The organism is uncultured Sphingomonas sp. (assembly GCF_937871615.1).
GTDB lineage: Bacteria > Pseudomonadota > Alphaproteobacteria > Sphingomonadales > Sphingomonadaceae > Sphingomonas.
This window is the reverse complement of record NZ_CALMPA010000016.1, coordinates 1-26,257: the sequence shown is the minus strand read 5'-3', so window position 1 is coordinate 26,257 and position 26,257 is coordinate 1. Positions and strand designations below refer to the sequence as shown.

23 protein-coding genes are annotated in these 26,257 nt (G+C 67.8%); 16 read left to right on the top strand and 7 right to left on the bottom strand.

Annotated features, from left to right (window positions below; genetic code table 11):
- Positions 1–4 precede the first annotated feature (4 nt).
- The 5 genes from mmsB (at position 5) to Q0316_RS02980 (ending at position 5,778) form a co-directional block, all read left to right on the top strand.
- Positions 5–928, top strand: coding sequence for a 3-hydroxyisobutyrate dehydrogenase (gene mmsB / locus Q0316_RS03000; protein WP_298669594.1), 924 nt, complete (start codon positions 5–7; stop codon positions 926–928).
- Positions 925–1,392 (top strand): GreA/GreB family elongation factor, encoded by a 468-nt coding sequence (locus tag Q0316_RS02995; RefSeq protein ID WP_298669490.1) that lies wholly within the window; start codon positions 925–927, stop codon positions 1,390–1,392. Before mmsB ends, Q0316_RS02995 begins: the two co-directional genes overlap by 4 nt.
- 141 nt (positions 1,393–1,533) lie before the next feature.
- Positions 1,534–3,135 carry an MFS transporter gene (locus Q0316_RS02990; protein ID WP_298669488.1) on the top strand — a complete coding sequence of 534 codons (1,602 nt, stop codon included), beginning with the start codon at positions 1,534–1,536 and terminating at the stop codon, positions 3,133–3,135.
- A 43-nt stretch (positions 3,136–3,178) separates the two neighbouring features.
- The gene (gene alr / locus Q0316_RS02985) at positions 3,179–4,204 is read left to right on the top strand and encodes an alanine racemase (RefSeq protein ID WP_298669486.1); all 1,026 of its coding nucleotides are present in this window, start codon (positions 3,179–3,181) and stop codon (positions 4,202–4,204) included.
- Between the two features lie 107 nt (positions 4,205–4,311).
- Positions 4,312–5,778: a sulfatase-like hydrolase/transferase gene (locus Q0316_RS02980; protein WP_298669484.1), complete on the top strand. Its 1,467-nt coding sequence runs from the start codon at positions 4,312–4,314 to the stop codon at positions 5,776–5,778.
- Here Q0316_RS02980 and Q0316_RS02975 read toward each other — a convergent pair.
- Positions 5,731–6,789: an alpha/beta fold hydrolase gene (locus tag Q0316_RS02975; RefSeq protein ID WP_298669482.1), complete on the bottom strand. Its 1,059-nt coding sequence runs from the start codon at positions 6,787–6,789 to the stop codon at positions 5,731–5,733. The genes Q0316_RS02980 and Q0316_RS02975 overlap by 48 nt on opposite strands.
- 14 nt (positions 6,790–6,803) lie before the next feature.
- Between Q0316_RS02975 and phaR the strand changes: the two genes are divergently transcribed.
- A complete protein-coding gene (gene phaR, locus Q0316_RS02970; RefSeq protein WP_298669479.1) occupies positions 6,804–7,364 on the top strand; it encodes a polyhydroxyalkanoate synthesis repressor PhaR in 561 nt (186 codons plus the stop codon).
- A 40-nt stretch (positions 7,365–7,404) separates the two neighbouring features.
- Here the strand turns inward: phaR and Q0316_RS02965 are convergent, their stop codons facing one another.
- From Q0316_RS02965 to Q0316_RS02950, 4 genes are all read right to left on the bottom strand, one after another.
- Positions 7,405–8,604 carry an aspartyl protease family protein gene (locus Q0316_RS02965; protein WP_298669477.1) on the bottom strand — a complete coding sequence of 400 codons (1,200 nt, stop codon included), beginning with the start codon at positions 8,602–8,604 and terminating at the stop codon, positions 7,405–7,407.
- Between the two features lie 243 nt (positions 8,605–8,847).
- On the bottom strand, positions 8,848–10,362 hold the full coding sequence (locus Q0316_RS02960; protein WP_298669475.1) for a CpaF family protein: 1,515 nt from the start codon (positions 10,360–10,362) through the stop codon (positions 8,848–8,850).
- Between the two features lie 58 nt (positions 10,363–10,420).
- Positions 10,421–11,473, bottom strand: a complete 1,053-nt coding sequence (locus Q0316_RS02955; RefSeq protein WP_298669473.1) for a bifunctional transcriptional activator/DNA repair enzyme AdaA — start codon at positions 11,471–11,473, stop codon at positions 10,421–10,423.
- Positions 11,474–11,530: 57 nt separating this feature from the next.
- On the bottom strand, positions 11,531–13,024 hold the full coding sequence (locus tag Q0316_RS02950) for a hypothetical protein (protein ID WP_298669470.1): 1,494 nt from the start codon (positions 13,022–13,024) through the stop codon (positions 11,531–11,533).
- 105 nt (positions 13,025–13,129) lie between these two features.
- Here Q0316_RS02950 and Q0316_RS02945 point away from each other — a divergent pair, with 105 nt between their 5' ends.
- Both Q0316_RS02945 and Q0316_RS02940 read left to right on the top strand, forming a co-directional pair.
- Positions 13,130–13,909, top strand: coding sequence for an enoyl-CoA hydratase (locus Q0316_RS02945; RefSeq protein WP_298669467.1), 780 nt, complete (start codon positions 13,130–13,132; stop codon positions 13,907–13,909).
- A 60-nt stretch (positions 13,910–13,969) separates the two neighbouring features.
- On the top strand, positions 13,970–15,508 hold the full coding sequence (locus Q0316_RS02940; RefSeq protein ID WP_298669465.1) for a hypothetical protein: 1,539 nt from the start codon (positions 13,970–13,972) through the stop codon (positions 15,506–15,508).
- Between the two features lie 15 nt (positions 15,509–15,523).
- Here the strand turns inward: Q0316_RS02940 and Q0316_RS02935 are convergent, their stop codons facing one another.
- Complete coding sequence (locus tag Q0316_RS02935) at positions 15,524–16,198, bottom strand: dienelactone hydrolase family protein (RefSeq protein WP_298669462.1); 675 nt, start codon at positions 16,196–16,198, stop codon at positions 15,524–15,526.
- A gap of 161 nt (positions 16,199–16,359) precedes the next feature.
- Here Q0316_RS02935 and Q0316_RS02930 point away from each other — a divergent pair, with 161 nt between their 5' ends.
- From Q0316_RS02930 to Q0316_RS02905, 6 genes are all read left to right on the top strand, one after another.
- Positions 16,360–16,929 (top strand): F0F1 ATP synthase subunit delta, encoded by a 570-nt coding sequence (locus Q0316_RS02930; RefSeq protein WP_298669459.1) that lies wholly within the window; start codon positions 16,360–16,362, stop codon positions 16,927–16,929.
- A gap of 4 nt (positions 16,930–16,933) precedes the next feature.
- Positions 16,934–18,463 carry a F0F1 ATP synthase subunit alpha gene (gene atpA / locus Q0316_RS02925; protein WP_298669457.1) on the top strand — a complete coding sequence of 510 codons (1,530 nt, stop codon included), beginning with the start codon at positions 16,934–16,936 and terminating at the stop codon, positions 18,461–18,463.
- A gap of 72 nt (positions 18,464–18,535) precedes the next feature.
- On the top strand, positions 18,536–19,414 hold the full coding sequence (locus tag Q0316_RS02920; RefSeq protein ID WP_298669455.1) for a F0F1 ATP synthase subunit gamma: 879 nt from the start codon (positions 18,536–18,538) through the stop codon (positions 19,412–19,414).
- Positions 19,415–19,438: 24 nt separating this feature from the next.
- Entirely contained in the window at positions 19,439–20,911 is a 1,473-nt protein-coding gene (gene atpD / locus Q0316_RS02915) for a F0F1 ATP synthase subunit beta (RefSeq protein ID WP_298669453.1), read from the top strand.
- Positions 20,912–20,968: 57 nt separating this feature from the next.
- Positions 20,969–21,220, top strand: a complete 252-nt coding sequence (locus Q0316_RS02910) for an ATP synthase F1 subunit epsilon (protein WP_298669451.1) — start codon at positions 20,969–20,971, stop codon at positions 21,218–21,220.
- A 74-nt stretch (positions 21,221–21,294) separates the two neighbouring features.
- Positions 21,295–22,779, top strand: a complete 1,485-nt coding sequence (locus tag Q0316_RS02905) for a hypothetical protein (protein ID WP_298669449.1) — start codon at positions 21,295–21,297, stop codon at positions 22,777–22,779.
- Here the strand turns inward: Q0316_RS02905 and Q0316_RS02900 are convergent.
- Entirely contained in the window at positions 22,776–24,944 is a 2,169-nt protein-coding gene (locus Q0316_RS02900; RefSeq protein WP_298669446.1) for a primosomal protein N', read from the bottom strand. The two genes, Q0316_RS02905 and Q0316_RS02900, sit on opposite strands and share 4 nt — an antisense overlap.
- Before the next feature lie 236 nt (positions 24,945–25,180).
- On the opposite strand from Q0316_RS02900, the gene Q0316_RS02895 reads away from it, so the two are divergent.
- Complete coding sequence (locus tag Q0316_RS02895) at positions 25,181–25,582, top strand: hypothetical protein (RefSeq protein ID WP_298669444.1); 402 nt, start codon at positions 25,181–25,183, stop codon at positions 25,580–25,582.
- The coding region (locus Q0316_RS02890; protein ID WP_298669442.1) for a site-specific integrase at positions 25,579–26,257 on the top strand (679 nt) is incomplete at its 3' end. The genes Q0316_RS02895 and Q0316_RS02890, both read left to right, overlap by 4 nt.

The window sequence follows — 26,257 nt, the reverse complement described above, 5'->3', positions numbered from 1 at the left end:
CCCCATACGGGTTCGGGCGTTACGATTTGGAGAGGATGTGAAAATGGCGCGCGTCGGTTTCATCGGGCTGGGCAATATGGGCGGCGGCATGGCCGCCAATCTGGCGAAGAAGGGCCATGATGTACGCGCCTTCGATCTGTCGGCGGATGCGCTCGACAAGGCCAGGGCCGCCGGCTGCCTGCCGGTCGCATCGGCGCGCGAGGCAGCCGATGGCGCGGAGGCGGTGATAACGATGCTGCCGGCGGGCGCGCATGTCGAACAGGTTTACCGTGAGAGCGTGCTCGATGTCGCGCTGCCGTCGGCGATCCTGATAGATTGCTCGACGATCGACGTTGCCACCGCCAAGCGCGTCGCCGAACAGGCGACGGCCAAGGGGCTGGTCGCGGTCGACGCGCCGGTTTCGGGCGGGATCGCGGCGGCCAGCGCCGGCACGCTCACCTTCATGGTCGGCGGTTCGAACGAGGCGTTCGAGCGCGCGCGCGCTTTCCTCGCGGATATGGGCAAGGCGGTGATCCACGCCGGCGTCAATGGCGCGGGGCAGGCGGCGAAGATCTGCAACAACATGATCCTCGGCGCGGAAATGATCGCGACGTGCGAGGCGTTCGTGCTCGCGCACAAGCTCGGGCTGGATGCGCAGGCGTTCTACGATATCGCCAGCGTTTCATCGGGGCAGAGCTGGTCGATGACGAGCTATTGCCCCGTCCCTGGCGTCGGCCCGGAAACCCCCGCCGATCGCGATTATCAAGGCGGGTTCGCCGCCGCGCTGATGCTCAAGGATCTGCGGCTGGCGATGGAAGCCGCCGAGAGCGTCGACGCCGAGGTGCCGATGGGCGCGCGCGCGCGCGAACTCTATGAAGCCTATGCCGGCGCGGGCAACGGCGCGCGCGATTTCTCCGGCATCATCAACATGCTGCGCGACAAGCCATGAGCGTCGCCTTCCGCCGCGAAAGCGACGAGGAGCACAAGGAGCCGCGCTTCGAACTGCCGCTCCCCGCGGGGCCGAACCTCGTCACCCCGCGCGGGCGCGCGCTGATCGACGAGCGGATCGCCGCACTTGAGGCGGAACAGCGCGATGCCGGCGAGCCGCGCGGCGAGGAAATCGCGCGCGAGCTGCGCTATTGGCAGACGCGCCGGATCACCGCGATCCTCGCGCCACCGCCGCCCGCCGACGAGATCGCGTTCGGCAGCCGGGTGCGCTTCACGCTCAACGGCGCGGAGCGGACGATCGAGATCGTCGGCGATGACGAAGCCGATCCGGCGGCGGGCAAGCTCGCTTTCTCCGCCCCGCTGGCGCGCGCGCTGATCGGGGCGGGCGAAGGCGATCGCCTCCCCTTCGCCGGGCGCGAGGATGCGATCGCCGTGCTGGCGGTGCAAGCCGCGTTCACCGCCTGACCGCGCCGTGCCATAGGGTCAATCCGTTCACGACGCGGTCCTGAACGAGTTTGAGCCCAAACCTCTTGCCGCCCGCCGATGGCACGTTACAGCTAGCGCGCGGACGGCAAAGACCGATCCGAACGGGGGAGATGGGGCAGAATGGCGACGGTCGTTGCGCGGGATCACGATGTGGAGCCGTCCAAGGCGGAGATCAGGCTGGTCATTTCAGCCTCGGCGCTCGGCACCGTTTTCGAATGGTATGATTTCTTCATCTACGGCACGCTCGCCGCATCGGGGATCATCGGACGCACCTTCTTTCCCGCCGGCAACGAGACATTGCAGACCCTGCTCGCCTGGGCGGGCTTTGCGGTGGGCTTCGGTTTCCGCCCGATCGGCGCGGTATTGTTCGGCTATCTGGGCGATCGACTGGGGCGCAAATATACCTTTCTCGTCACCATCACGCTGATGGGCATCGCCACCGCCGGGGTGGGGCTCATTCCATCCTATGACGCGATCGGCATGGCCGCGCCGATCCTCGTCCTGCTGCTCAGGATCGCGCAGGGGCTGGCGCTGGGCGGCGAATATGGCGGCGCGGCGATCTATGTCGCCGAACATTCGCCGCGCGGGCGTTCGGGCTTCTACACCAGCTTCATCCAGGCCGGCGTGGTCGGCGGGTTCATCCTGAGCCTCGCGGTGATCCTGTCGTTCAAGACGGTGCTGGCCGGGCCGGCATGGGATAGCTGGGGCTGGCGCGCGCCGTTCATCTTCTCGATCGCGCTGCTCGCGGTGTCGCTGTGGATGCGGCTCAAATTGTCCGAAAGCCCGGTGTTCAAGGCGATGCGCGCGGCGGGCGAGGTCGCGCACAATCCGCTGCGCGAAAGCTTCACCTATCCCGGCAACCTGAAGCGGATGGCGGTCGCGCTGTTCGGCATCGCCGCCGGGCTGGCGGTGATCTGGTACACCGCGATGTTTTCGGTCCTTTCGTTTCTCCAGACGACGATGCGGCTGGAGGAAACCACCGCGCAGCTCATCACCGGGGCGGGGGCGCTGATGGGGGTGGCGTGGTTCGTGCTGTTCGGCTGGCTTTCCGATCTGGTCGGGCGCAAGAAACCGATCGTGATCGGCTATATCATGACGCTGATCCTGCTGTTCCCGATCTTCCACGTGATGGGCGCGGCGGCGAACCCCGGCCTGGCGCGCGCGGCGGAGCGCGCGCCGGTGGTGGTTTCCGGCCCGCATTGCGCTTATTCCCCGTTCGCCGCCAAGCAGACCGACGAATGCGCCCGGCTGCTCGATTATTTCTCCAAGAAAGGGGTGTCCTACACCAAGGAGGTCACCCCGGTGACGAGCGTATCCATCGGCGGCGTGCCGATCGCGGATCATGCGCCCGCCGCGCTGGACAAGGCGCTGGCGAATGCGGGCTACGATCTCAGCCGGGTGAAGCCGGGGGCGGGCAATATCGCGCTGATCCTGATCGCGATCCTCGCCGTCACCGCGCTTTCCGGGCTCACCTACGGGCCGGTCGCCGCGCTCTTGTCGGAAATGTTCCCGCCGGCGATCCGCTATAGCTCGCTGTCGATGCCCTATCACCTCGGCACCGGCTATTTCGGCGGATTCCTGCCGTTCATCAGCCAGTATATCGTCGCGCGCACCGGCGATCCGTTCGCTGGCCTGTGGTACACCTGGGGCATCACCCTGCTCGCGCTGATCGTCACCGTGCTGTGGCTGAAGGAGGATCGCCACGGGCGCATCGTGGCGTAACCCCGCCATCGACGCGTGCCGCACCGCCCGCTAACCGGGGGCGATGAACCGTTCCCCCTGCCGCCTTTCGCTCGATACGTCGGCGCTCGTCCACAACTGGCGCCTGCTCGATGCGATGAGTGGTGCCGCGGCGTGCGGCGCGGCGGTGAAGGCGGATGGCTATGGCCTTGGCGCGAGCGCGGTGGTGCGCCGGCTGGCGGACGCGGGGTGCCGCGATTTCTTCGTCGCCACCTGGGCGGAGGCGCGCGCGCTGGTCGATACCGGGGCGAGCCTTTCGGTGCTCCACGGCGTTCGCGCGGAGGATATGGCGCTGGCGCGGCTGCGCAACGCGCGGCCCGTGCTCAACACCCCCACGCAGGTGGCGCGGTGGAAGGAGGCGGGCGGCGGCGATTGTGACGTGATGGTCGATACCGGCATGAACCGCCTCGGCGTATCGGCGGAGGACATCGCGGGCGGGCTGCTCGACGGCCTCAGGATCGACACGCTGATGACGCATCTCGCCAGCGCCGACGAGGATGTGGCGCTCAACGAAACGCAGCGCGCCCGCTTCGCGGCACTCGCCGGAACAACGCGGGCGCGGCGGATGAGCATCGCCAATTCCGCCGGCATCGCGCTGGGCACGAGCTATCACCTCGATCTCGTCCGGCCCGGCATCGCGCTTTACGGCGGCGTGCCCCGCGCCGAACTGACAGCGATCCGCCAGGTCGCGCGGCCCGAGGCGCAGGTGCTCCAGCGCCGCCGCGTCCGCGCGGGCGAAACGGTTGGGTATAACGCCACCTGGGTCGCCCCCGCCGATACAGAGGTGGCGATCCTCAACCTTGGCTATGCCGATGGCTATTGGCGCGGCTTCTCCGGCACGGGCCATGCGCTGCTGGGTGATGCGCGGCTCCCGCTGCTGGGGCGCGTCTCGATGGATCTGATCGCGGTGGATTGCGGCGGATGCGCGGTGGCGGAGGGCGACTGGCTCGCGCTCGATTACGCGCTGCCGCAAGCGGCGGCGGCGAGCGGCATGTCGCAATATGAGCTGCTGACCGGCCTCGGCACCCGTTTCGATCGCGTCTGGCGCTGACGCGCGCGCCGGCTGGTCAGGGCACGATTGACCGTTTCTTCATAGAATTTTCAGTATGATTTCCCCCATCCGGAGATAACCGGGCATATCAATTGGGGGACGGCGATATGATTGCGATCGTCAATCGCCGTTCGGTCACAAGTGGCGCGCGCGATAATCTCAATCGACTGTTCACATGGTCGATCTGCTGGATATTGCTGCCCAACGCCGCATTCATGTGGCTGTGGATCATCGGCGCGCCGCCGCGCTATTCCGAAATCATCACCGGCGGCGCGATCGGCCTGATCGTGCGCAACGCGCGCTATCCGATCAGGCTGGCCGCATTCGTGTTATTGATGATCTATTCGGCGCTCTCCTTCGTCGCCGCGCTGTTCAATTTCCGCGTCAGCTCGCTGATCGAATCGCTCAGCTTCCTGATCGAGATGCGTCCGGAAAGCTCGATCGAATATTATTGGGGCGCGGTCGCGTTGATCGTGACGCTGCTTGCCGGCGCCCGGCTTCTCAGGATGCGCACGGATTTCCGGGGCAATTGGGCGATCATCGCCGCGATCGCGATCACGGCCTGCCTTGCCGGGCTCGATGCCTTGCTGTCGTTGAGCACCAGCGGCGCCTATCAACGCGCCACCGCCGATGGCGCGCCGTTCGATTCGGGCGTGCGGCGCAGCGGCTTCGCATCGCAACCCGATGGGCGCCGCGATCTGATCCTCGTCATCGTGGAGTCGCTCGGTCAGCCGCACGATCCCGCGACAGCCGCGCGGCTGATCGAACGCTGGAAGCGCGCCGATATCGCGGCGCGCTACGATTTCACGCAGGGCACCGCGCCATATTTCGGCTCCACCACCAGCGCCGAAATGAGGGCGTTGTGCGGTCGCTGGGGAAATTACGCCGAGGTGATGGAAAAGCGGGACAAGGGCTGCCTTCCCGCGCGGCTCCGCAAGGCGGGATATGCCACGCTTGCGCTCCACAGTTTCGACGGCGCCTTTTTCGATCGGGCGCGATGGTATCCCAATATGGGGTTTGAACGGCGGCTGTTCCGCGACGATCTGATCCGCCGGGGCGCCGCCTCCTGTCCGGGGGTGTTTCCCGGCGCCTGCGATCGCGACGTTCCGGGGATCATCTATCGCGAGTTGAAAGCCGATCCACGCCCGCAGTTCATCTATTGGCTGACGGTCAATTCGCATCTTCCCGTTCCGATCTCGGAGGCGCTCAACACCGGCACCTGCCGCGCGGACCTGCCGGATGAGGTGCGGCGGTTCCCGATGCTCTGCCGCCAGTTCGCCCTGTGGCTAGAGATCGAGGAGCGGTTGGCCGAGCAGATGACGAAGCCCGATTTCCCCGATGCCGATATCCTGCTCGTGGGCGATCACATGCCGCCCTATTTCGATGGCGCGCAGCGTTCGCAATTCGATCCCGAAAACGTGCCATGGATGCTGTTGCGGCGAAAAACCGCCCCCGGACGCGGCCTTCAGCATCGGCAATATTTCGCGACCGCAAACGATCCGCCCCGAACCGGCCACGCCGCCCCGCTATCGCCCGCGCGGATCGCGAAGCCAGTCGCGCAGCGGTTCCCATAATTGCCGGCGCGCGCCGCTGCCGACGATCATGCCGACATGCCCCGCACCGATATCGCGCCGCGCCGCCAGCCCCGCCGCGGTCGCCGCCGGCACGATCCGGTCGGATAGCGAGACGAATTCGATCGCCGGGCAATCGAGCTTCCCCGGCCCGACGATCTCGCCGCCGACCCGCCATCGCCCCGCGCCCGGCTGATCCTCCATCACCATCGCCTCGAACAATTCCGCCCCGGCGGCATAGGTCAGCGGCTCCCCCGCATTGGCCCAATCCTCCAGCGCGACGAACATCGCCGCGCGCTCCTCCGCCATCGTCGCGAACGCCTCGAACTTGCGGATGGTGCGCGCGGGATCGAGCCGCCAGAAGCCCGATTGCAGCACCTCCACCGGCACCAGCCCGAGCGTGCGGCACGCGGGCTCCGCGATTCTCCACAGCGCCGCGATATCGTCCGCCGCCGCGCCATAGCCCGCGAAGCGCCATGGCGCCGCGATCGTCGCCAGCCCGGCGACCCTCATCCGGCTCGCCGCCGCCATCGCCATCGTGCCGCCAAGGCAATAGCCGACGAGCAGCGGCGGCTCGGGCAGCTTCGCCAGCAGCGGCTCCAGCACCTGCGAAACATGCCCCGCGACATCCAGCGCGCGGTCTTGCGGATCGGTCACGCCCCAATCGACCAGCCAGGCGTGGAATCCGGCCCCCGCGATCCACCGCAGCAGCGAGGTTTCCGGGGTCAGATCGAGCACGAACGGCGGGTTGATGAGCGAGGGCACGAATACCACCGGGCGCCCCGCCCCGCCATAATCGCGCAGCCGCGCGCGGCGCTTGCGAAAGCGCGCCGGGGCGCGGGCGCGAGGCTTGCCGCGTGGCGCCTCCTGATAGCGGCGCAGCCCCGCCAGCGCCGCGCTTGCGCGCTCGGGTGATGCTGCGGTTTCGCTGCGCAGCATATCGAGGAACAGCGGCAGCGGGCGCGGCCCGTGTTGCAGCGCGGCAGGATGTGCTGTACCGCAGTAAATTCTCATTGCGGGAGCTTTCGATGAAGAAGCAGCATTCCGGTGACGGCGCGGTGATTATCAAGAAATACGCCAACCGCCGGCTCTATAATACCGAAAGCTCATCCTACATCACGCTCGATCATCTCGCGCAAATGACGCGCGAAGGCCGCGAATTCCGTGTGGTGGATGCCAAGACCGATGAGGATATCACCCACAACGTGCTGACGCAGATCATCATGGAGGAGGAAAGCCGCGGGCAAACGATGCTCCCGGTCAATTTCCTGCGCCAGTTGATCGCGATGTACGGCGATTCGATGCAGGCGATGGTGCCGGGCTATCTCGATGCGTCGATGGAAAGCTTCCGCCGCAATCAGGCGCAGTTCAAATCGGCGGTGGAGGGCGCGTTCGCCCATTCGCCGTTCGCGGAAATGGCGAAGCGCAACATGGCGATGTTCGAGGCCGCCGCCGGCGCGTTCAAGCCGGGCACGGGCAATGCGCCCCCCCAGGCCGCCGACCCGGCGGCGAGCAAGGATGACGAGATCGCCGCGCTGAAAGCGGAGCTGGCGCGCCTGCAGGACAAGGTCGAGAAGCTCGGACATTGACTGGCGCGCGCGCGTTTCGCGCCGCCGGCCGGGCATCCGCTCAATAGAAATCCGCGAGCGTCAGCCGCCGCGTCGTGCCGTCGCACATGCCGAGCGTCACCGTTCGCCCCGCCTTGTCCGCCGACCAGTTGGCGAGCGGGGTTGCGGCATAGCCGCGCGCGATCGCGGTGCCGTCGATCGCGCAGATCAGATCGCCTTCGCGCCAGCCCGCTGCCGCCGCCGGGCCGCCGCGCATCACATGCAGCACGCGCAGCCGATCCGGCTCGATCCCCAGCAGCAGCCCGCTGGTCGAGCGCAGCGGCGGCTTATCCGCCCCCGCCTCGGGCGCCAGCACCATCCGCCCCGCCTGCGGATCGAGCAGCACGCGATAATTCTGGAGGAAGCCCGAGCCGATCCGCCCCGCCGCGCCGATCGCCTCGGAGAAACCACCGACCGGCTCGACCCGCACCTCCACGTGCCGCGCGACAAGCTGGCCCACCGATAGCTGCGGCACGATCCCGATCGTGCTGACGACCGCGCCGGCGAGGCCGAACGAGATCGCGGTGGTGGTGCGCACCCCCGCCAGCTTCGCCTCGCGCCAGCCCGCCGATGTCACCGTGATCGACGATCCGTCCCCGGTATCCACCACCATCGGGCGCAGCCGCGCGTCGCCCAGCGCCACCTCGCCGATATAGACACGCTTCTCGCGCGAGATGGCAAGCGGGGCGACCGCGCCGCGAAACGGCAACCGGCCCGAACGCAGCACGCGAAATCGCCGCGCGGCGTAATCAATGTCGAGCGCGTAATCGCCGGTCATGTCGCGCCCGACGAGCAGATCGACCGGGCGGGCGCTGCCGGTGGCGATCGCCGGCAGATCGGCCACGCTCAGCCCGCCGCCGGTGCGGGTCAGCCCGCCCAGCACCACATCGCGCGTCGCGACCCAGCCGATATCGACCGCGCCGCCGATCGCGGTGGCGCTGCCGCCCGCCGAGATCGGCAGCTTCGCCGCCTCGGCATAGCGCCGCGCGAGCACCGAATAGCTGACGCCGGTATCGAGGATCGCGGTCAGCGGGCGCCCGTCGACGGTCATGTCGAAACGGATCTGGTTGCCCGGCGTCAGATCGAACGACACCCATTGCGCCTCGGCATTGGCGGCGAGCCGCGTCACGCCCGCCTCGCGCTCCGCCGGGGGCGCGGGGGATGCCGCCACGACGGGCGCAGCGGCGGCGAGCAGCAGGGAGAGGATCAGCGCGGATGCCATCGCGCCACGCCATGCACGTCCCGGCCCCGAAACGCCACCGCCCGGCGCTGGTTTGTACCGCAGCGCCGAAAAGCCCCGCCGGCTGACGCCTGATCCTTAGGGCTGATCGCCATTCAGGTCAGGTCGAGCCGAAAATGGTGGTTTCTCGTGACCCGCAAGCGCAGCGTACTAAAGGTACGTGAGCACCGAAAAGCGCGGGAAACCGCCATTTGCAGGCCGGCATGGGCTGAATGGCGATCAGCCCTACAGGCACGCCTCCAGAAACGCCTGATCGAAGCCATATTGCTTGGCCTTGTCGATCGTATAGGGGCGCAGGCCCATCGCGCGATATTCGCCCAGGATTTTCCCGTCGGCGCTTTCGTCGAGATATTCGAATTTGAACAATTCCTGCGTCACGATCACCGGGCCTTCCATCCCGATCACCTCGGTGACGTTGGTGACGCGGCGGGAGCCGTCGCGCAGGCGCTTGACCTGGATAATCATGTCCACCGAATCCGCGATCTGGCGGCTGATCGCCTCCTTCGGCACCTTGATGTCGGACATCATCACCATATTCTCCATACGCGCCAGCGCCTCGCGCGGGCTGTTGCTATGGAGCGTGCACATCGAGCCATCGTGGCCGGTGTTCATCGCGGCGAGCATGTCGAAACATTCCGCGCCACGGATTTCGCCGAGGATGATGCGATCCGGGCGCATACGCAGCGCGTTCTTGACGAGATCGCGGATCGAAATCTCGCCCTGCCCTTCAAGGTTCGCGGGCCGCGTTTCCAGCGGCAGCCAGTGCGGCTGCTGGAGCCTCAGTTCCGCCGCGTCCTCGATCGTCAGCACGCGCTCGCCGGGGTCGATCATCTTGGAAAGCGCGTTGAGCATCGTCGTCTTGCCCGAGCCGGTGCCGCCCGAGATGACGATGTTGAAGCGGCTGGCGCCCGCGATCTTCAGCGCGGTCGCCATCTTCGGGCTCATCGAGCCGAAACCCGCCATCATGTCGAGCGTGATCGGCTTGGCCGAGAATTTGCGGATCGAGATCGCGGTGCCGCGCAAGCTGAGCGGCGGAACGATCACGTTGACGCGGCTGCCGTCCTTCAGGCGGGCGTCGGCCAGCGGCGTGGTCTGATCGACGCGGCGGCCGACCGAGTTGCAGATGCGCTGCGCGATCTGGAACAGATGCTCCTCGTCGCGGAACTGGATCTTGGCGAGTTCCAGCTTGCCCTTGCGCTCGATGAACGTCTGTTCCGGGCCGTTGACCATGATGTCGGACACTTCGGGATCGGCGAGCAGCTCCTCAAGCGGCCCGAGGCCGAGCAACTCGTCGACCAGCACCTTCTCCAGCGCGAATTGCTCGCGGCGGTTGAGGGTGAGCTTCAGTTCGGCGAGCACCTCGCCGATGATCGGGCGGAATTCCTCGGCCAGTTCATCCTTGCCGAGCGTCGCCGCCGCTTCGGGATCGACGCGTTCGAGCAGGCGCGGCAGCACCTGTTCCTTGATCGTGTGGATCGACGCCTCGAAGCCGTCGACCTTGCTCGATCCGGCATCGCCGCTGGCGTTCTGGCGATCCTGCAACCGCTGCATCGCGTCGATCTGCGAGGCGGGGATGTTGAGATCGGGATCGGCGACGAGCGGCAACGTCTCGATCGGCGGGAATTGCTCCCCGCCATCGGGCCGCGCCTGAACGCCGCCGCCCTGCATCGGGCGCGCTACACCGAAACCGGGGCGCGCGCCGCCATTGCCACCACCACTACGACGCCCGAACGCGCTCATAATCTGCCTGCCCTAAAAGTCCGGCTCGATCAGGTAAGCGGGAAGGATTTAGATTTGCCTAACCACGTCGCGCAGGCGCGGTGCCGGATTCCTCGCGCTCCTGTAAAATGCGTTTGCGCTCAAGACCATAGGCATAGCCCCCCGCACTTCCATCGGCGCGTTGCGCGCGGTGGCACGGGATCACCACCGCCACCGGATTCGCGCCACACGCCGTCCCCGCGGCGCGCACCGCGCGCGCGTTGCCGGCGATCGCGGCCAGCTCGGCATAGCTTCTCGTCTCGCCCGGCGGAATCGCGCGCAGCGCCTGCCACACGCCCTCCTGAAACGCGGTGCCGCGCACGTCGAGCGGCAGATCGTGATCGCGCTCGGGCGATTCCACCGCCGCCACCACGCGCGCCGCCAGCGCGGCGAGCGCCGCGCCGCCCGGCTCGATCGTCGCCCGCGGGAAGCGCGCGGCGAGCGCCAGCGCATCCTCGTCGAACGACACGCGGCACAGCCCCTTGTCGGTCGCCGCGATCAACAGCGGGCCTAGGCTGGTGCCCGCGATCGTCCAGCGGATCGTAACCCCCGCGCCGCCGCGCACCCATGCGCCGGGCGACATGCCCAGCCGTTTCGCGCCATGCGCATAAAAGCGGCTCGGCGCGGAATAGCCAGCCTCGTAGATCGCCGGGGTCACGCGCGCCTCGCCGCTCAGCGCCTCGGCCGCGCGGCGTGCCTTCAACCCGCGCGCATAAGCGGCGGGCGTCACCCCGGTCGCGCGCTTGAACAGGCGGTGGAAGTGATGCGGCGCATAGCCGACCCGCGCGGCGAGATCGTCGAGCGCGATCGCCGCCTCGCTCGCCTCGATCGCCGCCACCGCCTCGGCCACCGCGACGCGGTCGCGCCCCACTGCATCGGGCTTGCAGCGCAGGCACGCGCGATATCCCGCCCGCGCCGCCGCCGCGCCATCGGCGAAGAAGCTGACATTCTCGCGCTTCGGGTGCCGCGCGGGGCAGCTCGGCTTGCAATAGATGCCGGTGGTGCGCACCGCGACGACGAAGCGCCCGTCGGCGTTGCGATCCCTCGCCGCGAAGGCGGCCCAGGCGGCGGCGGTGTCGATGGCGTCGGTCATGTCACCGATCTAGGCCCTTGCCACGCCGCCCGCATCCCGGCGTTTGCGATCAAAGCGTCACAGCGAAACATTCTGGATGTTGAACCGCCGCACCCCGCCCGCGCGGGCGATCGCCGCCTGAACATCCGCCCGCGTCTTCAGCGCCTGGAACAGCCGGTCGAGCGAATTGACCGGCGGATCGACCAGCGGCGCATCGAATGTGCTCAGCCGGCGCAGCGCCGCGAGGCGGTGCTCGGGATCGCCGAGCTGCGCCACCAGCGACGCCGCCGCGCCATCCTGATCGCCGATGCACAGCAATGTCTCGGTCAGCGTGCCGGGCGCGTCGGCGGCGTTCGCGCGGACATAGGCGATATCGCGCGCGGCATCGGCGGCCTTGCCGGTCCGCGCCAGTGCGCACCCACGCGCCATCGCCACCTGCATCTGCCCAAAGGGGCTGAGGGAGCGCCCGCCGCCAGCGAATACGGCAATGGTATCGAGCGCGCCGGCGGCGTCACCAAATTCAAGCTGGGCCTGCGCCAGATTGATGACCTGGCTGACGTTCTGCCCGCCGTGCTCGCGCAGCTTTCCCCCGGTGCGCAGCGCGTCGACCGCCCCGGCATAATCCCCCAGCATCGCATGGGCGCGCGATCGCTCGTCCCACCACCAGGTGACGCGATCGTCCTGATCCGCCGCTTTCCCGCTTTCCACCAGCGGGCGAATCGCGTCGAGCGCGACGAGCGCCTCCTTCGGGCGGCCCAGCATCCGCAAATAACCGGCCATTTCGAGAACCGGCCCGATCCGGTCCGGATAGCGTTCCGCCGATATCCGCGCCTCCGCCAGCCGCCGCTCCGCCGCGGCACGAATATCAGGATCGTTCGGATAGGCGTCGCGGAAACGCGGATCGAGGCTCAGATCGACGATCATCGACGGATGCGTGATCTCGCGCACGATGCGCATCGCCGCCTGACGCTCGCCGGCATCCTGGAGCGCATCGGCATAGAGTTTGCGGAAAGCCTCGTTATCGGCGCCCGGTTCGTCGGGCTGATAGGCGTTGTCGGCCAGTATCGCGAGCAGGCGCAGGCCGGTCGCCTTTTCCTTCTTCAACCCATTGTGGAGTTGAAAAAGCCACCTGATTTCGAGCGCGTTGAGCGCGGCGCCATGCCCCTGCCGCATCGCCTCGATCGTCGCCACCGCATCGGCGTAGCGCTTGTCCTCCAGCTCATAGGCCAGCCGCAATTGCCACATGCTCTTGTCGCTGTCGGCAAACGCGGTCGCGGCCAGCGCGTCGCGATATCCCGCCGCGCGCTCATTCATCCGCGCCTCGCACCCGGCGGCGATCGTCAGCGTCACCAGCCGCAGGTCGTCTGGCTGGGTCGCGAAATCCTTTGCCGCGCGCACCTTACCGGTCGCGCCGAGCGCCTTGCGGCAATCTCCTGCCTCAGCCGCGTCGATGGCGGTGCGCAGATTGGCGATGATCGGCGGCTCTTTCTCCCGCAGCGCGGCGCGGCTCGCTTGCGCGCCGCCGCCCAGAACGACCGCACCGGCCAGTGCCACGGTCATGGCTCGTTTCATATACTCCTCCCCCGTTTTCGCTGCGGAGCTTGGCACGACTCGATTTGCCGTGCCAGCGGCGCCCGCGCGCGATAGGGGATGGCGCGAACCACAGGAGCAAGCCCGATGAGCGAACTGATCCTGCTCGACATCGCCGATGGCGTCGCCACCGTCACGCTCAATCGCCCGGAGGCGATGAACGCGCTGTCGCGCGCGCTGCGCGCGGCGTTGCATGATGCGATGCGGCGGCTCGATGCCGATGATGCGGTGCGCGCGGTGGTGCTGACGGGGGCGGGCACGCGGGCGTTCACCGCCGGGCTTGATCTGAAGGAACTGGGCAGCACCGCCGGCGCGCTGGGCGCGGCCAATGCAAGCGGCGCGGAGGAGAATCCGGTCAAGGCGATCGCGGCGTGCCGCAAGCCGGTGATCGGCGCGATCAACGGCGTCGCCATCACCGGCGGGTTCGAGGTCGCGCTGGCGTGCGACATATTGATCGCGAGCGAAAATGCGCGCTTCGCCGATACGCACGCGCGCGTCGGCGTGATGCCCGGCTGGGGGCTGAGCCAGAAACTTTCGCGGCTGATCGGCATTGCGCGCGCGAAGGAATTGTCGCTCACCGGCAATTTCATCGACGCCGCCACCGCCGAGCGCTGGGGGCTGGTCAACCGCGTCGTCCCCGCGGGCGAGCTGCTTTCCGCCGCGCGGCGCCTTGCCGCCGATATCGCCTCCGCCGACAGTGATTTCATCATGGGGTACAAGAAGCTGATCGACGACGGCCATGCGCTGCCGTTCGGCGAGGGGCTGGCGCTGGAACATCGCATATCCTCCGCCGCCAACGCGCGCGTCACGCCGCAGGCGGTGGAGGCGCGCCGCGCGGCGGTGCAGGCGCGCGGGCGCACGCAATAGGCGATTGCCCTTCCGCGGTTCCGCGCGTTATCCTCGCGCCAAACCGGGGGAGGAAAGCCGATGATGAAGCGGCTTGTGCTGGCGCTTGTCGGGCTCGGCGTCATGGGGGCGTCCGCCGCGCGGGCGGAATGGATGGAGGCGCGCTCGCGCCACTTCATCCTTTATGGCGACACCAGCGAGAAATCGCTCCGCGCGCAGGCCGTGGCGCTGGAGCGGCTCGATCAGTCGCTGCGCTTCTTCCTGAAGAAGGACGATACGGCGGAAAGCGCCTCCAACCCGCTCACCGTGTTCATCACGCGCGATTCGGATGTCCGCAAATTCTCCGGCAACCCGGCGGCGGCGGGGCTTTACCGCGCGCGCGTCGGCGGATCGGTCGCCTTCAGCGCCGGTTTTGACGGCAGCTCGAATTTCCCGCGCATCGTGCTGTTCCACGAATATACGCATCACTTCATCGCCGAGAGCTACCCGCTCGCCTTCCCCTCCTGGTTCAGCGAGGGGGTAGCGGAATTCGCCTCGACCATGCGGCTTGAAAGCGATCGCGCGGTGATCGGCATCCCGGCGCAGCATCGCGCTTATGGCCTGTTCGCCGCGCCCAAGATCCCGGTCCAGTCGATGCTCGATCCGGCGACATGGGCGCGGCTGCAATGGGCGGATCAGGCGGATGCGTTCTACGGGCGCGGCTGGCTGCTGACGCATTATCTGTTCTTCCACGAGGGGCGGTTCGCGCAATTCTCCCGCTATGTCGCGTTGCTGAACGCGGGCCGCCCCCCGCTGAAGGCGGCGGAGGAGGGGTTCGGCGATCTGCGCGCGCTCAATCACGAGGTGGAAGGCTATCTCGGCGGACGGCGCATCCCCGGCATGTACCTCCCCTTTCGCGACAAGGCCGAGCCGCAGGTCACCTTGCGCCCGCTCCTGCCGGGGGAGGCGGCGATGATCCGGCTGCGGATGGAATCGACCAACGGCGTCGATCAGAAAACGGCGAAATCGCTGTATGAACGCGCCGCGCCGATCGCCGCGCGCTTCCCCGACGATCCCGTGGCGCAGGGCTGGTTCGCAGAAATCGCGCATGACGCGGGCGAGATCGAAGCGGGGCAGAAAGCGGCCGATCTGGTGCTCGTGCGCGATCCGAAATCGGTGCAGGGGCTGCTTTACAAGGCGCGGTTGCGAATCAGGGAATTGGTGCGCGACAAGGTGCACGATCCCGCCGCGTGGCAGGCCGCGCGCAGCACGATCATCGCCGCCAACCGGCTCGATCCCAATAATGCCGAGCCGTTATGGGAATTCTGGAAAAGCTTCGCCGCGCAAGGCGTGCCGCCGGTCAAATCGGCCTTCACCGGCCTCTATCGCGCGCAGGAGCTGACGCCGCAGGACGATGACGTGCGCTATGCCGCCGCTGTCGCGCGCGTCCAGGCCGGCGAGGAGGATTGGGCGCGCGCGCTGCTCCGCCCGCTCGCTTATGATCCCCATGCCAAGGGGGATAATCCGGCGGCACGGATGCTCGCCGCGCTCGATGCCGGGCTGAAGGGCAATGCCGTGCTCGCCGCGGCGGAGGGTGCGCCGGTGCTGAACGACACGGGCAGCGGCACCTCGCCCAAATAGCGCACTGACGCCCGCTCAACCGCCGTTGGCGCGGAACAGCGCCAGCGTGCGCTCCTTCGCCAGATCGGCGGATGGCTCGTGATAGTCCTTGCGCCGGTCCGAATTGAAACCGTGCCCGGCCTCGTAAACATGCACTTGGGCGTTCGGCCATGCCTTCGCCGCCAGTTTCTCCACCCCGTCCATCGGGATGCCCGAATCGAATCGCCCGAAATGCAGCACCACCGGCACCTTGGGTTCCTCGTCCGCCGCAGCGGGGATGAGGCTGCCGTAATAGGCCGATGCGCCCGCGACGCCGCGCATCCGCGTCGCGGCGAACCAGGCGACCGACCCGCCATAGCAATAGCCGACGACGAACACCGGCCCCCGCGCCGCCAGCGCGTCGACGCAGTGTTGCACATCGGCTAGCGACTGATCGAACGGATGCGCCTCGCGCGCCAGCCGCACGCCCTCGGCCAGCCCGGCGGCGTCGTAACCCGCCTCGAAACCGGGGTGTTCGCGGTCGAACAGCGCGGGCGCGAGCACTTCATAGCCATCGGCGGCATATTCGTCGGCCATGTCGCGGATATGTTCGGTAACGCCGAAAATCTCCTGCACCAGCACGATGCCGCCGCGGCGATTCCCCTGCGGTTCGGCGCGATAGACCGCGATTTCCGCGCCATCGTCCATCGTCATCCCGGTGAATCCGCCCATCGCTCTCTCTCCGTCGCATCCGTCGTTCGTCATCCGATATGACGCAAGCATTGCATCGCCGCGACCCCTTTGCTACGCGCCCCCACAACCCAAGCGAGGTGCGTCAAGCGCGCCATCCGTTCGCTCGGGGCCAACCCGTGTCGACGAGGAAAGCGAATCGCGTGGATAGTTCCAGCGGTAATCAAGGTGGCAGCATCCAGGCCAGTCTGGGCGGGCGATATGCGACCGCCCTGTTCGGGCTCGCCAAAGAAGCCAAAACGATTGATGCGGTCGAGGCCAGCCTCGCCAAGGTGCGCGCCGCGCTCGATCAGTCGGATGACTTCAAGGCGCTGACCACCTCCCCGGTCGTCCCGCGCGATGCCGCGGGCAAGGCGGTGCTCGCCACCGCCGCCGAGCTTGGCGTCGATCCGACGACCAGCAATTTCCTGGGCGTGCTCGCGCACAATCGCCGGTTGGCCGAGCTGCCGGCGATCATCCGCGCCTTCCGCCTGCTCGCCGCGCGTCATCGCGGCGAGGCCAATGCGGAAGTGACGAGCGCGCATCCGCTTTCCGACGATCAGGTGGCCGAACTGAAGCAGCAGCTTCGCCAGCGTATCGGCCGCGAGGTCTCGGTCGATCTGCGGGTCGATCCCGCGCTGCTTGGCGGACTGGTCGTCCGCATCGGTTCCCAGATGATTGATTCGTCGATCCGCACCCGTTTGAATGCGCTCGCCAGCGCGATGAAAGGCTGACGTAATGGATATCCGCGCCGCAGAAATCTCCAAGGTCATCAAGGACCAGATCGCCAATTTCGGCACCGAAGCGCAGGTTTCGGAAACCGGCCAGGTGCTGAGCGTGGGCGACGGCATCGCGCGCATCTATGGCCTCGACAACGTCCAGGCGGGCGAAATGGTCGAGTTCGCCAATGGCGTGCAGGGCATGGCGCTCAATCTTGAGGCCGATAACGTCGGCGTCGTGATCTTCGGCACCGATTCGGAGATCAAGGAAGGCGACACCGTCAAGCGCACCGGCACGATCGTCGACGTGCCCGTCGGCAAGGGCCTGCTCGGCCGCGTGGTCGACGGCCTCGGCAACCCGATCGACGGCAAGGGGCCGATCGAGGGCACCGAGCGTCGCCGCGTCGAGGTGAAGGCGCCGGGCATCATCCCGCGCAAGTCGGTCCACGAGCCGGTGCAGACCGGGTTGAAGGCGATCGACGCGCTCGTTCCCGTCGGCCGCGGCCAGCGCGAACTCATCATCGGCGATCGCCAGACCGGCAAGACCGCGGTGGCGATCGACACCTTCATCAACCAGAAGGGGCCGAACAAGAGCGGCGACGAATCGAAGAAGCTCTATTGCATCTATGTCGCGGTGGGCCAGAAGCGTTCGACCGTGGCGCAGATCGTCCGCCAGCTCGAAGAAAATGGCGCGATGGAATATTCGATCGTGGTCGCCGCGACCGCGTCGGAGCCGGCCCCGCTCCAGTTCCTCGCGCCCTATACCGGCTGCGCGATGGGCGAATATTTCCGTGACAACGGGATGCACGCGGTGATCGTCTATGACGATCTCTCCAAGCAGGCGGTGGCCTATCGCCAGATGTCGCTGCTGCTGCGCCGTCCGCCGGGCCGCGAAGCCTATCCGGGCGACGTTTTCTATCTCCACTCGCGCCTGCTGGAGCGCGCGGCGAAGATGAACGACGCCAACGGCAATGGCTCCTTGACCGCGCTGCCGATCATCGAAACCCAGGCGGGCGACGTGTCCGCCTATATCCCGACCAACGTGATCTCGATCACCGATGGGCAGATCTTCCTCGAAACCGATCTGTTCTTCGCGGGCATCCGCCCGGCGATCAACGTCGGCCTGTCGGTCAGCCGCGTCGGCTCCTCGGCGCAGACCAAGGCGATGAAGAAGGTGTCCGGCTCGATCAAGCTTGAGCTGGCGCAATATCGCGAAATGGCCGCGTTCGCGCAGTTCGGCTCGGATCTCGATGCCTCGACGCAGAAGCTGCTCAACCGTGGCGCGCGCCTGACGGAACTGCTCAAGCAGCCGCAGTTCAGCCCGCTGCCGTTCGAGGAGCAGACCGTGTCGATCTTCGCGGGCACCAACGGCTATCTCGACGATGTCGCGGTGAGCGACGTGGTGCGCTACGAAGCGGCGATGCTCGCGTTCATGCGCGACGGCCATGCCGACGTGCTGACCGAAATCCGCGACTCGCGCGATCTCGGCGACGCTCCGAAGGCGAAGCTCAAGGCGGCGCTCGACGCGTTCGCGAAGACCTTCGCGTAAACCGATGTGCTCCCGCGCAAGCGGGAGCTGAGGCTGGGTCTCCGCGATGGCGGAGACGCATGAAGGATTGAAATGGCTAGTCTCAAGGCCCTCAAGATCCGCATCGGCTCGGTGAAGTCGACGCAGAAGATCACCAAGGCGATGAAGATGGTCGCCGCCGCCAAGCTGCGTCGCGCGCAGGAGGCCGCCATCGCCGGCCGCCCCTATGCCGAGCGGCTGGAGGCGGTGATGGCGAGCCTCGCCAGCAAGGTGACGGTGAGCGAAAGCTCGCCCCGGCTGCTCGCGGGCACCGGCAAGGATCAGGTCCATCTGATCGTCGTCGCCACGTCCGAGCGTGGCCTCGCCGGCGCGTTCAACACCAACATCGTCCGCGCCGCGCGCCGCAAGGCGGAGGAACTGATCGCGCAGGGCAAGTCCGTGCGCTTCTATCTCGCGGGCAAGAAGGGCCGCGTGCTGCGCCGCTTCTATCCCAAGGATATCGCGGTCGATTTCGAGCTTGGGCATCACAAGACGCTCGGCTTCGAACAGGCGCGCGAGATCGCCGACGATCTGATCGCGCGGTTCGACGCGGGCGAATTCGATGTCGCGCATCTGTTCTACGCCAAGTTCCAGTCCGCGCTGGTGCAGATCCCGACGGGGATGCAGATCATCCCGGTCGCCGTGCCATCGAGCGTCGAGACCGCCAATGACGGCGGCGCCGCGGTCACCTACGAGCCCGATGAGGAAGCGATCCTCGCCGAGCTTCTGCCGCGCAACGTGGCGATCCAGGTGTTCCGCGCGATTCTGGAAAATGGCGCGTCCGAACAGGGCAGCCGCATGAACGCGATGGACAATGCCACGCGCAACGCGGGTGACATGATTAACCGCCTCTCGATCCAGTATAACCGCACCCGCCAGGCCGCGATCACGACCGAGCTGGTGGAAATCATCTCCGGCGCTGAAGCGCTCTAAAGTTTCGAAAGCAGGAAGCAGAACATGGCTACCGTCCTTGAGGATCGCCCCACCACGGGCAGCAACAACGTCGGCCGCATCAGCCAGGTGATCGGCGCGGTCGTCGACGTCTCGTTCGATCAGGATCATCTGCCGGCGATCCTGTCGGCGCTGGAGACCGACAATAACGGCCAGCGGCTGGTGCTCGAGGTTGCGCAGCACCTCGGCGAAAACACCGTGCGCACGATCGCGATGGACTCGACCGAGGGGCTGACCCGCGGCCAGACCGTCACCGATACCGGCGCGCAGATCACCGTGCCGGTCGGCCCGGCGACGCTTGGGCGCATCCTCAACGTGATCGGCGAGCCGATCGACGAGCGCGGCCCGGTCAATTCGGCGCATCACGCCCCGATCCACGCCGAAGCGCCGCTGTTCGTCGATCAGTCCACCGAAAGCTCGATCCTCGTCACCGGCATCAAGGTGATCGACCTGCTCGCGCCTTATGCAAAGGGCGGCAAGATCGGCCTGTTCGGCGGCGCGGGCGTGGGCAAGACCGTGCTGATCCAGGAACTCATCAACAACATCGCCAAGGGCCATGGCGGCACTTCGGTGTTCGCGGGCGTGGGTGAGCGTACCCGTGAGGGCAACGATCTCTATCACGAATTCCTCGACGCGGGCGTCATCGCCAAGGATGCCGATGGCAACCCGACGAGCGAAGGCTCGAAGGTGGCGCTGGTGTTCGGCCAGATGAACGAGCCGCCGGGGGCGCGCGCGCGCGTCGCGCTGTCGGGTCTCACCATCGCGGAATATTTCCGCGACGTGGAAGGGCAGGACGTGCTGTTCTTCGTCGACAACATCTTCCGCTTCACCCAGGCGGGCGCGGAAGTGTCGGCGCTGCTCGGGCGTATCCCCTCGGCGGTGGGCTATCAGCCGACGCTGTCGACCGACATGGGTGCTCTCCAGGAGCGCATCACCTCCACCAACAAGGGCTCGATCACCTCGGTGCAGGCCGTGTACGTCCCCGCCGACGACATGACCGATCCGGCGCCGGCCACCTCGTTCGCCCACTTGGACGCGACGACCGTGCTCAACCGCGCGATCTCCGAGCTTGGCATCTACCCCGCGGTCGATCCGCTCGATTCGTCCTCGCGCGTGCTTGAGCCGCGCGTCGTGGGCCAGGAGCATTACGAGACGGCGCGCGCCGTGCAGGCGACGCTGCAAAAGTATAAGTCGTTGCAGGACATCATCGCGATCCTCGGCATGGACGAGCTTTCCGAAGAGGATAAGCTCACCGTCAGCCGCGCACGCAAGATCCAGAAGTTCCTGTCGCAGCCGTTCCACGTGGCCGAGGTGTTCACCAACATCCCCGGCAAGTTCGTCCAGCTCGACGATACCGTCCGCTCGTTCAAGGCGGTGGTGAACGGCGAATACGATCACCTGCCGGAAGCGGCCTTCTACATGGTCGGCGGCATCGACGAAGTGGTCGCCAAGGCCGAGAAGCTCGCGCAGGAGGCGTAAGCCCCGGCGCCTATCCATCCCCTCCCCTTTGAACGGGGAGGGGTTGAGGAAGACAAGATGCTGCATTTCGAACTCGTCACGCCCGAACGCCTCATCCGTTCCGAGTCGGTCCATATGGTCACCGTTCCCGGCTCCCAGGGCGATTTCGCGGTGCTGGAAGGCCATGCGCCGCTGATGTCGACGATCCGCGACGGCGAATTGCTCGTCCAGCGCACCGCCGGCGGCGCGCCCGAGGCGATCACCATCCGCGGCGGCTTCGCGGAAGTGAACGCCAAGGGCCTGACGGTGCTGGCCGAACACGCGGGGTGATCCCGCGCGCTTAGCCTTGCATTAACCAACCTGCCCGTAGAGCTGCGGCCGATGAGTGCCGCGGCTTTACAGATATGACCGGCCCCGCCGGCGCCGCGCCGCGATCGCGCAAATGGCCGATCGCCCCGCTCCCGATCATCGCTTTCCTGTGCATCATCGCCGCGACGCTGCTGATGCGCCTCGCCCAGCTCGGCAATCCGATCGCCGGGCTCGACGACCAATTCTACCTGCTCGTCGGCGATCGCATGTGGTCCGGGGCGATGCCCTATGTCGATATCTGGGATCGCAAGCCCGCCGGGCTGTTCTATCTCTACGCCGCGATCCGCGCGCTGCCGGGCGATGGCATCCTCGCCTATCAGATCGTCGCGCTGGCGTTTCTCGCCCTCACCGGCATCGTCGTCGCGCGGATCACCGCGCGCACGCTCCCGCTCCATGCCGCGCTCGCCAGCGGCCTCGTCATCGTCGTTTACGGTGCGCTGTTCGGCGTGGGCTTCGGCGAGGCACCGATCTTTTATGACCTGCTGACCGCGATCGCCGGTGCCTGTGTCATCCGCGCGATGGAGCGCCCGCGCGGCGCGCCCGGCATCGACGCGGGCGCGCTGGCGGCGATGTTGCTGTGCGGCGTCGCGCTGACGATCAAGACCAGCGCCGTATTCGAAAGCTGCGCGTTCGGCCTGTTGCTGGTGAGCGATGACCGCCGGCGTGGCCTAGCCATGGCGCAGCGGGCACGGCGGGCGGCGATTTACCTCGCGCTCGGGCTCGCCCCCACCGCGCTGACCGCGCTCCCCTATCTCGTCAACGGCGGCTGGGATGCATTCGTCTTCGCCAACTTCCGCTCCGCCTTCCTGCGCACGGGCGGGACGAACATCGACAGCTTTGGGCGGATGATCGCCATGCTGCTCCTGTTGTCGCCGGTCATCCTGCCCGCCGCCGCCGAATGGCGCGGCATCGCCAGGCCGCGCCGGGATGTGTTGACCGCATGGCTCGCGGCGGGCTTTCTGTCGTTCGTCGCGATCGGGCGTTGCTACGAACATTATGCGCTGCCGCTGGTCACGCCGCTCGCGCTGCTCGCCGCTTATGGCTTCCGCCGGCGCTGGGTGGCGGTGCCGGCGTTCGCGCTGCTCTTTGCGGTGATCGGCTGGTACGGCCTCAACACCGGCGCCGGGGCGCGGCGCGACAAGGCGGATATCGCCGCGCTGGCGAAGGCGCTGCCGGCGTCGGTGCGAACGGGCTGCCTGTTCGTCTATGAAGGGCCGACGATCCTCTATCATCTCAGCAACGCGTGTCTGCCGGGGCGATATGTTTTCCCCGGCCATTTCACCGAGCCGGAGGAAGACGGCGCGCTCGAACGGCCAATGGCCGATATCCTGCGGCAAACCCTGTCGCATCGCCCATCGGTGATCGTCTCGGTGCCCGATCTGCGACGTGGCGGGGCGGCGACGCCGAACGATCTGATCCTGAACGCCGCGCTACGCGATTATCGCCCGATCGCGGCGCGCAACATCCGCCTCTATGGCGGGCAGCGGGTCGATGTCGTCGTCTGGCAACGCGCCACCTAAAGAAAGCTATACGGGTCCACATCCACCGCGACGCGCACCTTCGCGGGCCAGTCGAGCGCGCCGAGCCAGTCGCGGATCACATCCTGCACGTCGAGCGTCCGCCGCGCATGGACCAATAGCCGGTAACGGTGCCGCCCGCGCAGCATCGCCAGCGGCGCGGGCGCGGGGCCATAGACGTGCATCCCCTCCACCTCGGGCGCCGAGCGGCCGATCAGTCGCGCGATCTCGTGCGCGGCCGCCTGATCCTCGCTCGATATGACGATCGCGGCATAGCGCCCGAACGGTGGCGCGCCCGCCTCGCGCCGCGATTCGGTTTCCGCCGCGTAGAATGCGTCCGCGTCGCCCGTCACCAGCGCCTGCATCACCTCCGCCCTGGGGCTGTGCGTCTGGATATAGACATGGCCCGGCTTCTCCCCGCGCCCGGCGCGCCCCGATACCTGGCGGATCTGCTGGAAGGTGCGTTCGGACGCGCGCAGATCGCCCCCCTCCAGCCCGAGATCGGCATCCACCACCCCCACGAGCGTGAGATTGGGGAAGTGATAGCCCTTGGTGACAAGCTGGGTGCCGACGACGATGTCGATATCGCCCGCCTCCATCCTGTGCACGAACTCCGCCGCCTTGGCCGGGGACCAGATCGTGTCCGACGTGACCACCGCCACCCGCGCCTGCGGGAACAGCGCGCCCACCTCATCGGCGATCCGCTCCACGCCGGGGCCGCAAGCGACGAGCGTGTCCTCCTCCTTGCATTCGGGGCAGACGCGCGGCACCGGCTCGATATGCCCGCAATGATGGCAGGCGAGCCGCCGCGTCAGCCGATGCTCCACCATCCACGCCGTGCAATTGGGGCATTGGAAGCGATGCCCGCACGTCCGGCACAAGGTCAGCGGGGCATAGCCGCGCCGGTTGAGGAACAGCAGGCTCTGCTCGCCCCGTTCCAGCGTCTCGGCCAGCGCGCTCACCAGCGGCGGGGCGAGCCAGCGCCCGCGATCGGGCTTGTGCTCCAAAAGGTCTAGCGCGGTGATCGTCGGCAGCTCCGCCACGCCATAGCGGCCCGGCAGCTTCAGTTCGGCGTAATTGCCCAATGCCACCTGCTGGCGCGTCTCGATCGCCGGGGTGGCGGAGGCGAGGATCACCGGGCAGCCCTCGAACTTCCCGCGCATCACCGCCACGTCGCGCGCGTGATAATGCACCCCGTCTTCCTGCTTGAAGCTCGTCTCGTGCGCCTCATCCACCACGATCAGCCCGAGATTGGCATAAGGCAGGAACAGCGCCGATCGCGCGCCCACCGTCACCAGCGCCTGGCCGCTGGCGATCGCGCGCCACGCGCGGCGGCGCTGCGAGGAGCGCAAGCCCGAATGCCACGCCACCGGCTCGCAGCCGAAACGATCGCGGAAGCGTTTGAGGAACGGCTCGGTCAGCGCGATCTCGGGCAGCAGGACAAGGCATTGCCGCCCCTCGCGGATCGCCGCCGCGATACCCTCGAAATACACCTCGGTCTTGCCCGATCCGGTCACCCCGTCGAGCAGCGTGGGGTGGAAGGCGCGCGCGCGCACGTCCGCCACCAAAGCATCCGCCGCCGCCTGCTGCTCGCCGGATAGCGCGGGCGGCGCGTGATCCGCGTCGGGCAGCGGATAGGGGCTGTCGATATCCACCTCTACGCCGTGCAGCGCGCCTGCCTTCACCAGCCCGCGAATCACCGCGTCCGATACGTCGGCGATCGCCGCCAGTTCGCGGATCAGCCCCTGCCGCTCGCCGATCCGCTCCAGCGCCTGCGCGCGCTGCGGGGTGAGCCGATCGGGAACATGGCCGGTCGCGCGATATTCGACGATCAGCTTCTGGCCCTCAAGCGCGGCGGTGGAGGATAGCGCCATGCGCACCACCGATGCGGGCGCCGCGAGATAATAATCCGCCGTCCATTCGATCAGCCGGCGCAGCGGCGCGCCGAGCGGCGGGGCATCGGCCACCGCGATCAGGTTGCGCAGCCGATTGTCCCCCACCTCGGCGTCGGCGGGCATCCGCTCCGGCTCCCACACCACGCCGACCAACTGGCGCGGCCCCAATGGCGCGACGACGATCGACCCCGGCTCCACCGCCATCCCGTGCGGGATGCGATAATCGAGCGGGCCAAGCGCGGCATTGAGCACCAGGACGCGGGCACGGGACATCGCCTCCGGCCTAGGGTCCAAACGCGATCAGGGCAACGCCGCGGCTCGCGGCTCGCGGCGTTGCGGGTTGTGCGGTCAAAGGGAGCGTTGTCGATGTGGCGTGACGGGTGCGGCGACGCCGCAGAGCGCCACAAGCCCCCTCGCGGCGGCCACGCGGAAAATGCCGATCCGCGCGATCACGATCCTGTCCTGATCGGATTTGCGCCCGGATACGGGTTTGCGGCAAAAGGCACCCCATGACGGCGCAGCACCAGTTCGGCGGCTTTACCCAGCGCGCGCGCTCCCGTCGCGGTGCGGCTGCCGGGCGCGGCGCGGCTCGCTTGCGGCAATTGCGCGACAAAAGGCATCTCATGACCGCGCGGCACCAGTTCGGCAGCTCTCTCCATCGCGCGCACGCGCCCATCGCGGCGTGGCTGCCGGGGGTGACGCGGCGCGCTTGCGGCAATTGCAATGCGGGCGCGGTTCGCGTGCGCGCGGATCGGCGCCGGGCCAGCGCGTTTCCCGGCGGTCCGTGCGGGTTGCCGGGGGGCGGCGGCACGCGGATGCGCCACGCCTCGATCCGCGTCGCCGATCCGACGGGAGCGCGGCGGCGCGCGATCCGCTCCACCGCCGCCAGCCGACGGCGGCGCGGCGCATGAACGCGGCGGCTGAATATGGCGCGCATCTGCGCCGCGATCGTCGCCGCTCGGTGCATACCGTGCGCGCTTATGAAGCGACCGCGAACCGCCTGCTCGTGTTCCTCGCGCGGCATTGGGGCGGGCCGGTCGATCGCGGCGCTCTTGCGCGGGTGAGCGCGGTCGATCTGCGCGCCTATCTCGCGCATCGCCACGCCGATGGGCTGTCCGCCAATTCCACCGCGCGGGAGCTTTCTGCGGTGCGCGGCTTTCTGGAGTTCGCCAATGGCGCCGGCGCCGCACCGCGCCTGAAGGGTCCGCGCGTCAGGAAAGGCGTGCCGCGCCCGATCGCGCCGGACGAGGCGGTCGCGCTGGCGGAGGAGGTCGGCGAAGGCGCGCGGCTGCCATGGGTGGGCCTGCGCGACTGGGCGGTGCTGCTGCTGCTCTATGGCGCGGGGCTGCGCATCGGCGAGGCGATCGCGCTCACTGGTGCCGCGATCCCGCTCGGCGAAACGCTGGTCGTCACCGGCAAGCGCGACAAGGCGCGGATCGTGCCGCTGCTGCCACGGGTGCGCGAGGCGATCGAGCGCTATCTCGCGGCGTGCCCATGGCCGCGCGACCGCGCGGCGCCGCTGTTTCGCGGGGTACGCGGCGGCGCGCTTTCGCCGGGCGTCGTCCGCGTCGCGGTGCGCGCGGCGC

Excerpts from the sequence above, each read along its gene's own strand:
- Q0316_RS02910 (WP_298669451.1), top strand. The coding sequence starts at position 20,969 with ATGCTGCATTTCGAACTCGTCACGCCCGAACGCCTCATCCGTTCCGAG.
- Q0316_RS02905 (WP_298669449.1), top strand. The coding sequence starts at position 21,295 with ATGACCGGCCCCGCCGGCGCCGCGCCGCGATCGCGCAAATGGCCGATC.
- Q0316_RS02900 (WP_298669446.1), bottom strand. The coding sequence starts at position 24,944 with ATGTCCCGTGCCCGCGTCCTGGTGCTCAATGCCGCGCTTGGCCCGCTC.
- Q0316_RS02945 (WP_298669467.1), top strand. The coding sequence starts at position 13,130 with ATGAGCGAACTGATCCTGCTCGACATCGCCGATGGCGTCGCCACCGTC.
- Q0316_RS02995 (WP_298669490.1), top strand. The coding sequence starts at position 925 with ATGAGCGTCGCCTTCCGCCGCGAAAGCGACGAGGAGCACAAGGAGCCG.
- Q0316_RS02965 (WP_298669477.1), bottom strand. The coding sequence starts at position 8,604 with ATGGCATCCGCGCTGATCCTCTCCCTGCTGCTCGCCGCCGCTGCGCCC.
- alr (WP_298669486.1), top strand. The coding sequence starts at position 3,179 with ATGAACCGTTCCCCCTGCCGCCTTTCGCTCGATACGTCGGCGCTCGTC.
- atpA (WP_298669457.1), top strand. The coding sequence starts at position 16,934 with ATGGATATCCGCGCCGCAGAAATCTCCAAGGTCATCAAGGACCAGATC.
- Q0316_RS02980 (WP_298669484.1), top strand. The coding sequence starts at position 4,312 with ATGATTGCGATCGTCAATCGCCGTTCGGTCACAAGTGGCGCGCGCGAT.
- Q0316_RS02960 (WP_298669475.1), bottom strand. The coding sequence starts at position 10,362 with ATGAGCGCGTTCGGGCGTCGTAGTGGTGGTGGCAATGGCGGCGCGCGC.
- Q0316_RS02955 (WP_298669473.1), bottom strand. The coding sequence starts at position 11,473 with ATGACCGACGCCATCGACACCGCCGCCGCCTGGGCCGCCTTCGCGGCG.
- Q0316_RS02935 (WP_298669462.1), bottom strand. The coding sequence starts at position 16,198 with ATGGGCGGATTCACCGGGATGACGATGGACGATGGCGCGGAAATCGCG.
- Q0316_RS02940 (WP_298669465.1), top strand. The coding sequence starts at position 13,970 with ATGATGAAGCGGCTTGTGCTGGCGCTTGTCGGGCTCGGCGTCATGGGG.
- Q0316_RS02950 (WP_298669470.1), bottom strand. The coding sequence starts at position 13,024 with ATGAAACGAGCCATGACCGTGGCACTGGCCGGTGCGGTCGTTCTGGGC.
- phaR (WP_298669479.1), top strand. The coding sequence starts at position 6,804 with ATGAAGAAGCAGCATTCCGGTGACGGCGCGGTGATTATCAAGAAATAC.
- Q0316_RS02895 (WP_298669444.1), top strand. The coding sequence starts at position 25,181 with ATGACGGCGCAGCACCAGTTCGGCGGCTTTACCCAGCGCGCGCGCTCC.
- Q0316_RS02990 (WP_298669488.1), top strand. The coding sequence starts at position 1,534 with ATGGCGACGGTCGTTGCGCGGGATCACGATGTGGAGCCGTCCAAGGCG.
- atpD (WP_298669453.1), top strand. The coding sequence starts at position 19,439 with ATGGCTACCGTCCTTGAGGATCGCCCCACCACGGGCAGCAACAACGTC.
- Q0316_RS02975 (WP_298669482.1), bottom strand. The coding sequence starts at position 6,789 with ATGAGAATTTACTGCGGTACAGCACATCCTGCCGCGCTGCAACACGGG.
- Q0316_RS02920 (WP_298669455.1), top strand. The coding sequence starts at position 18,536 with ATGGCTAGTCTCAAGGCCCTCAAGATCCGCATCGGCTCGGTGAAGTCG.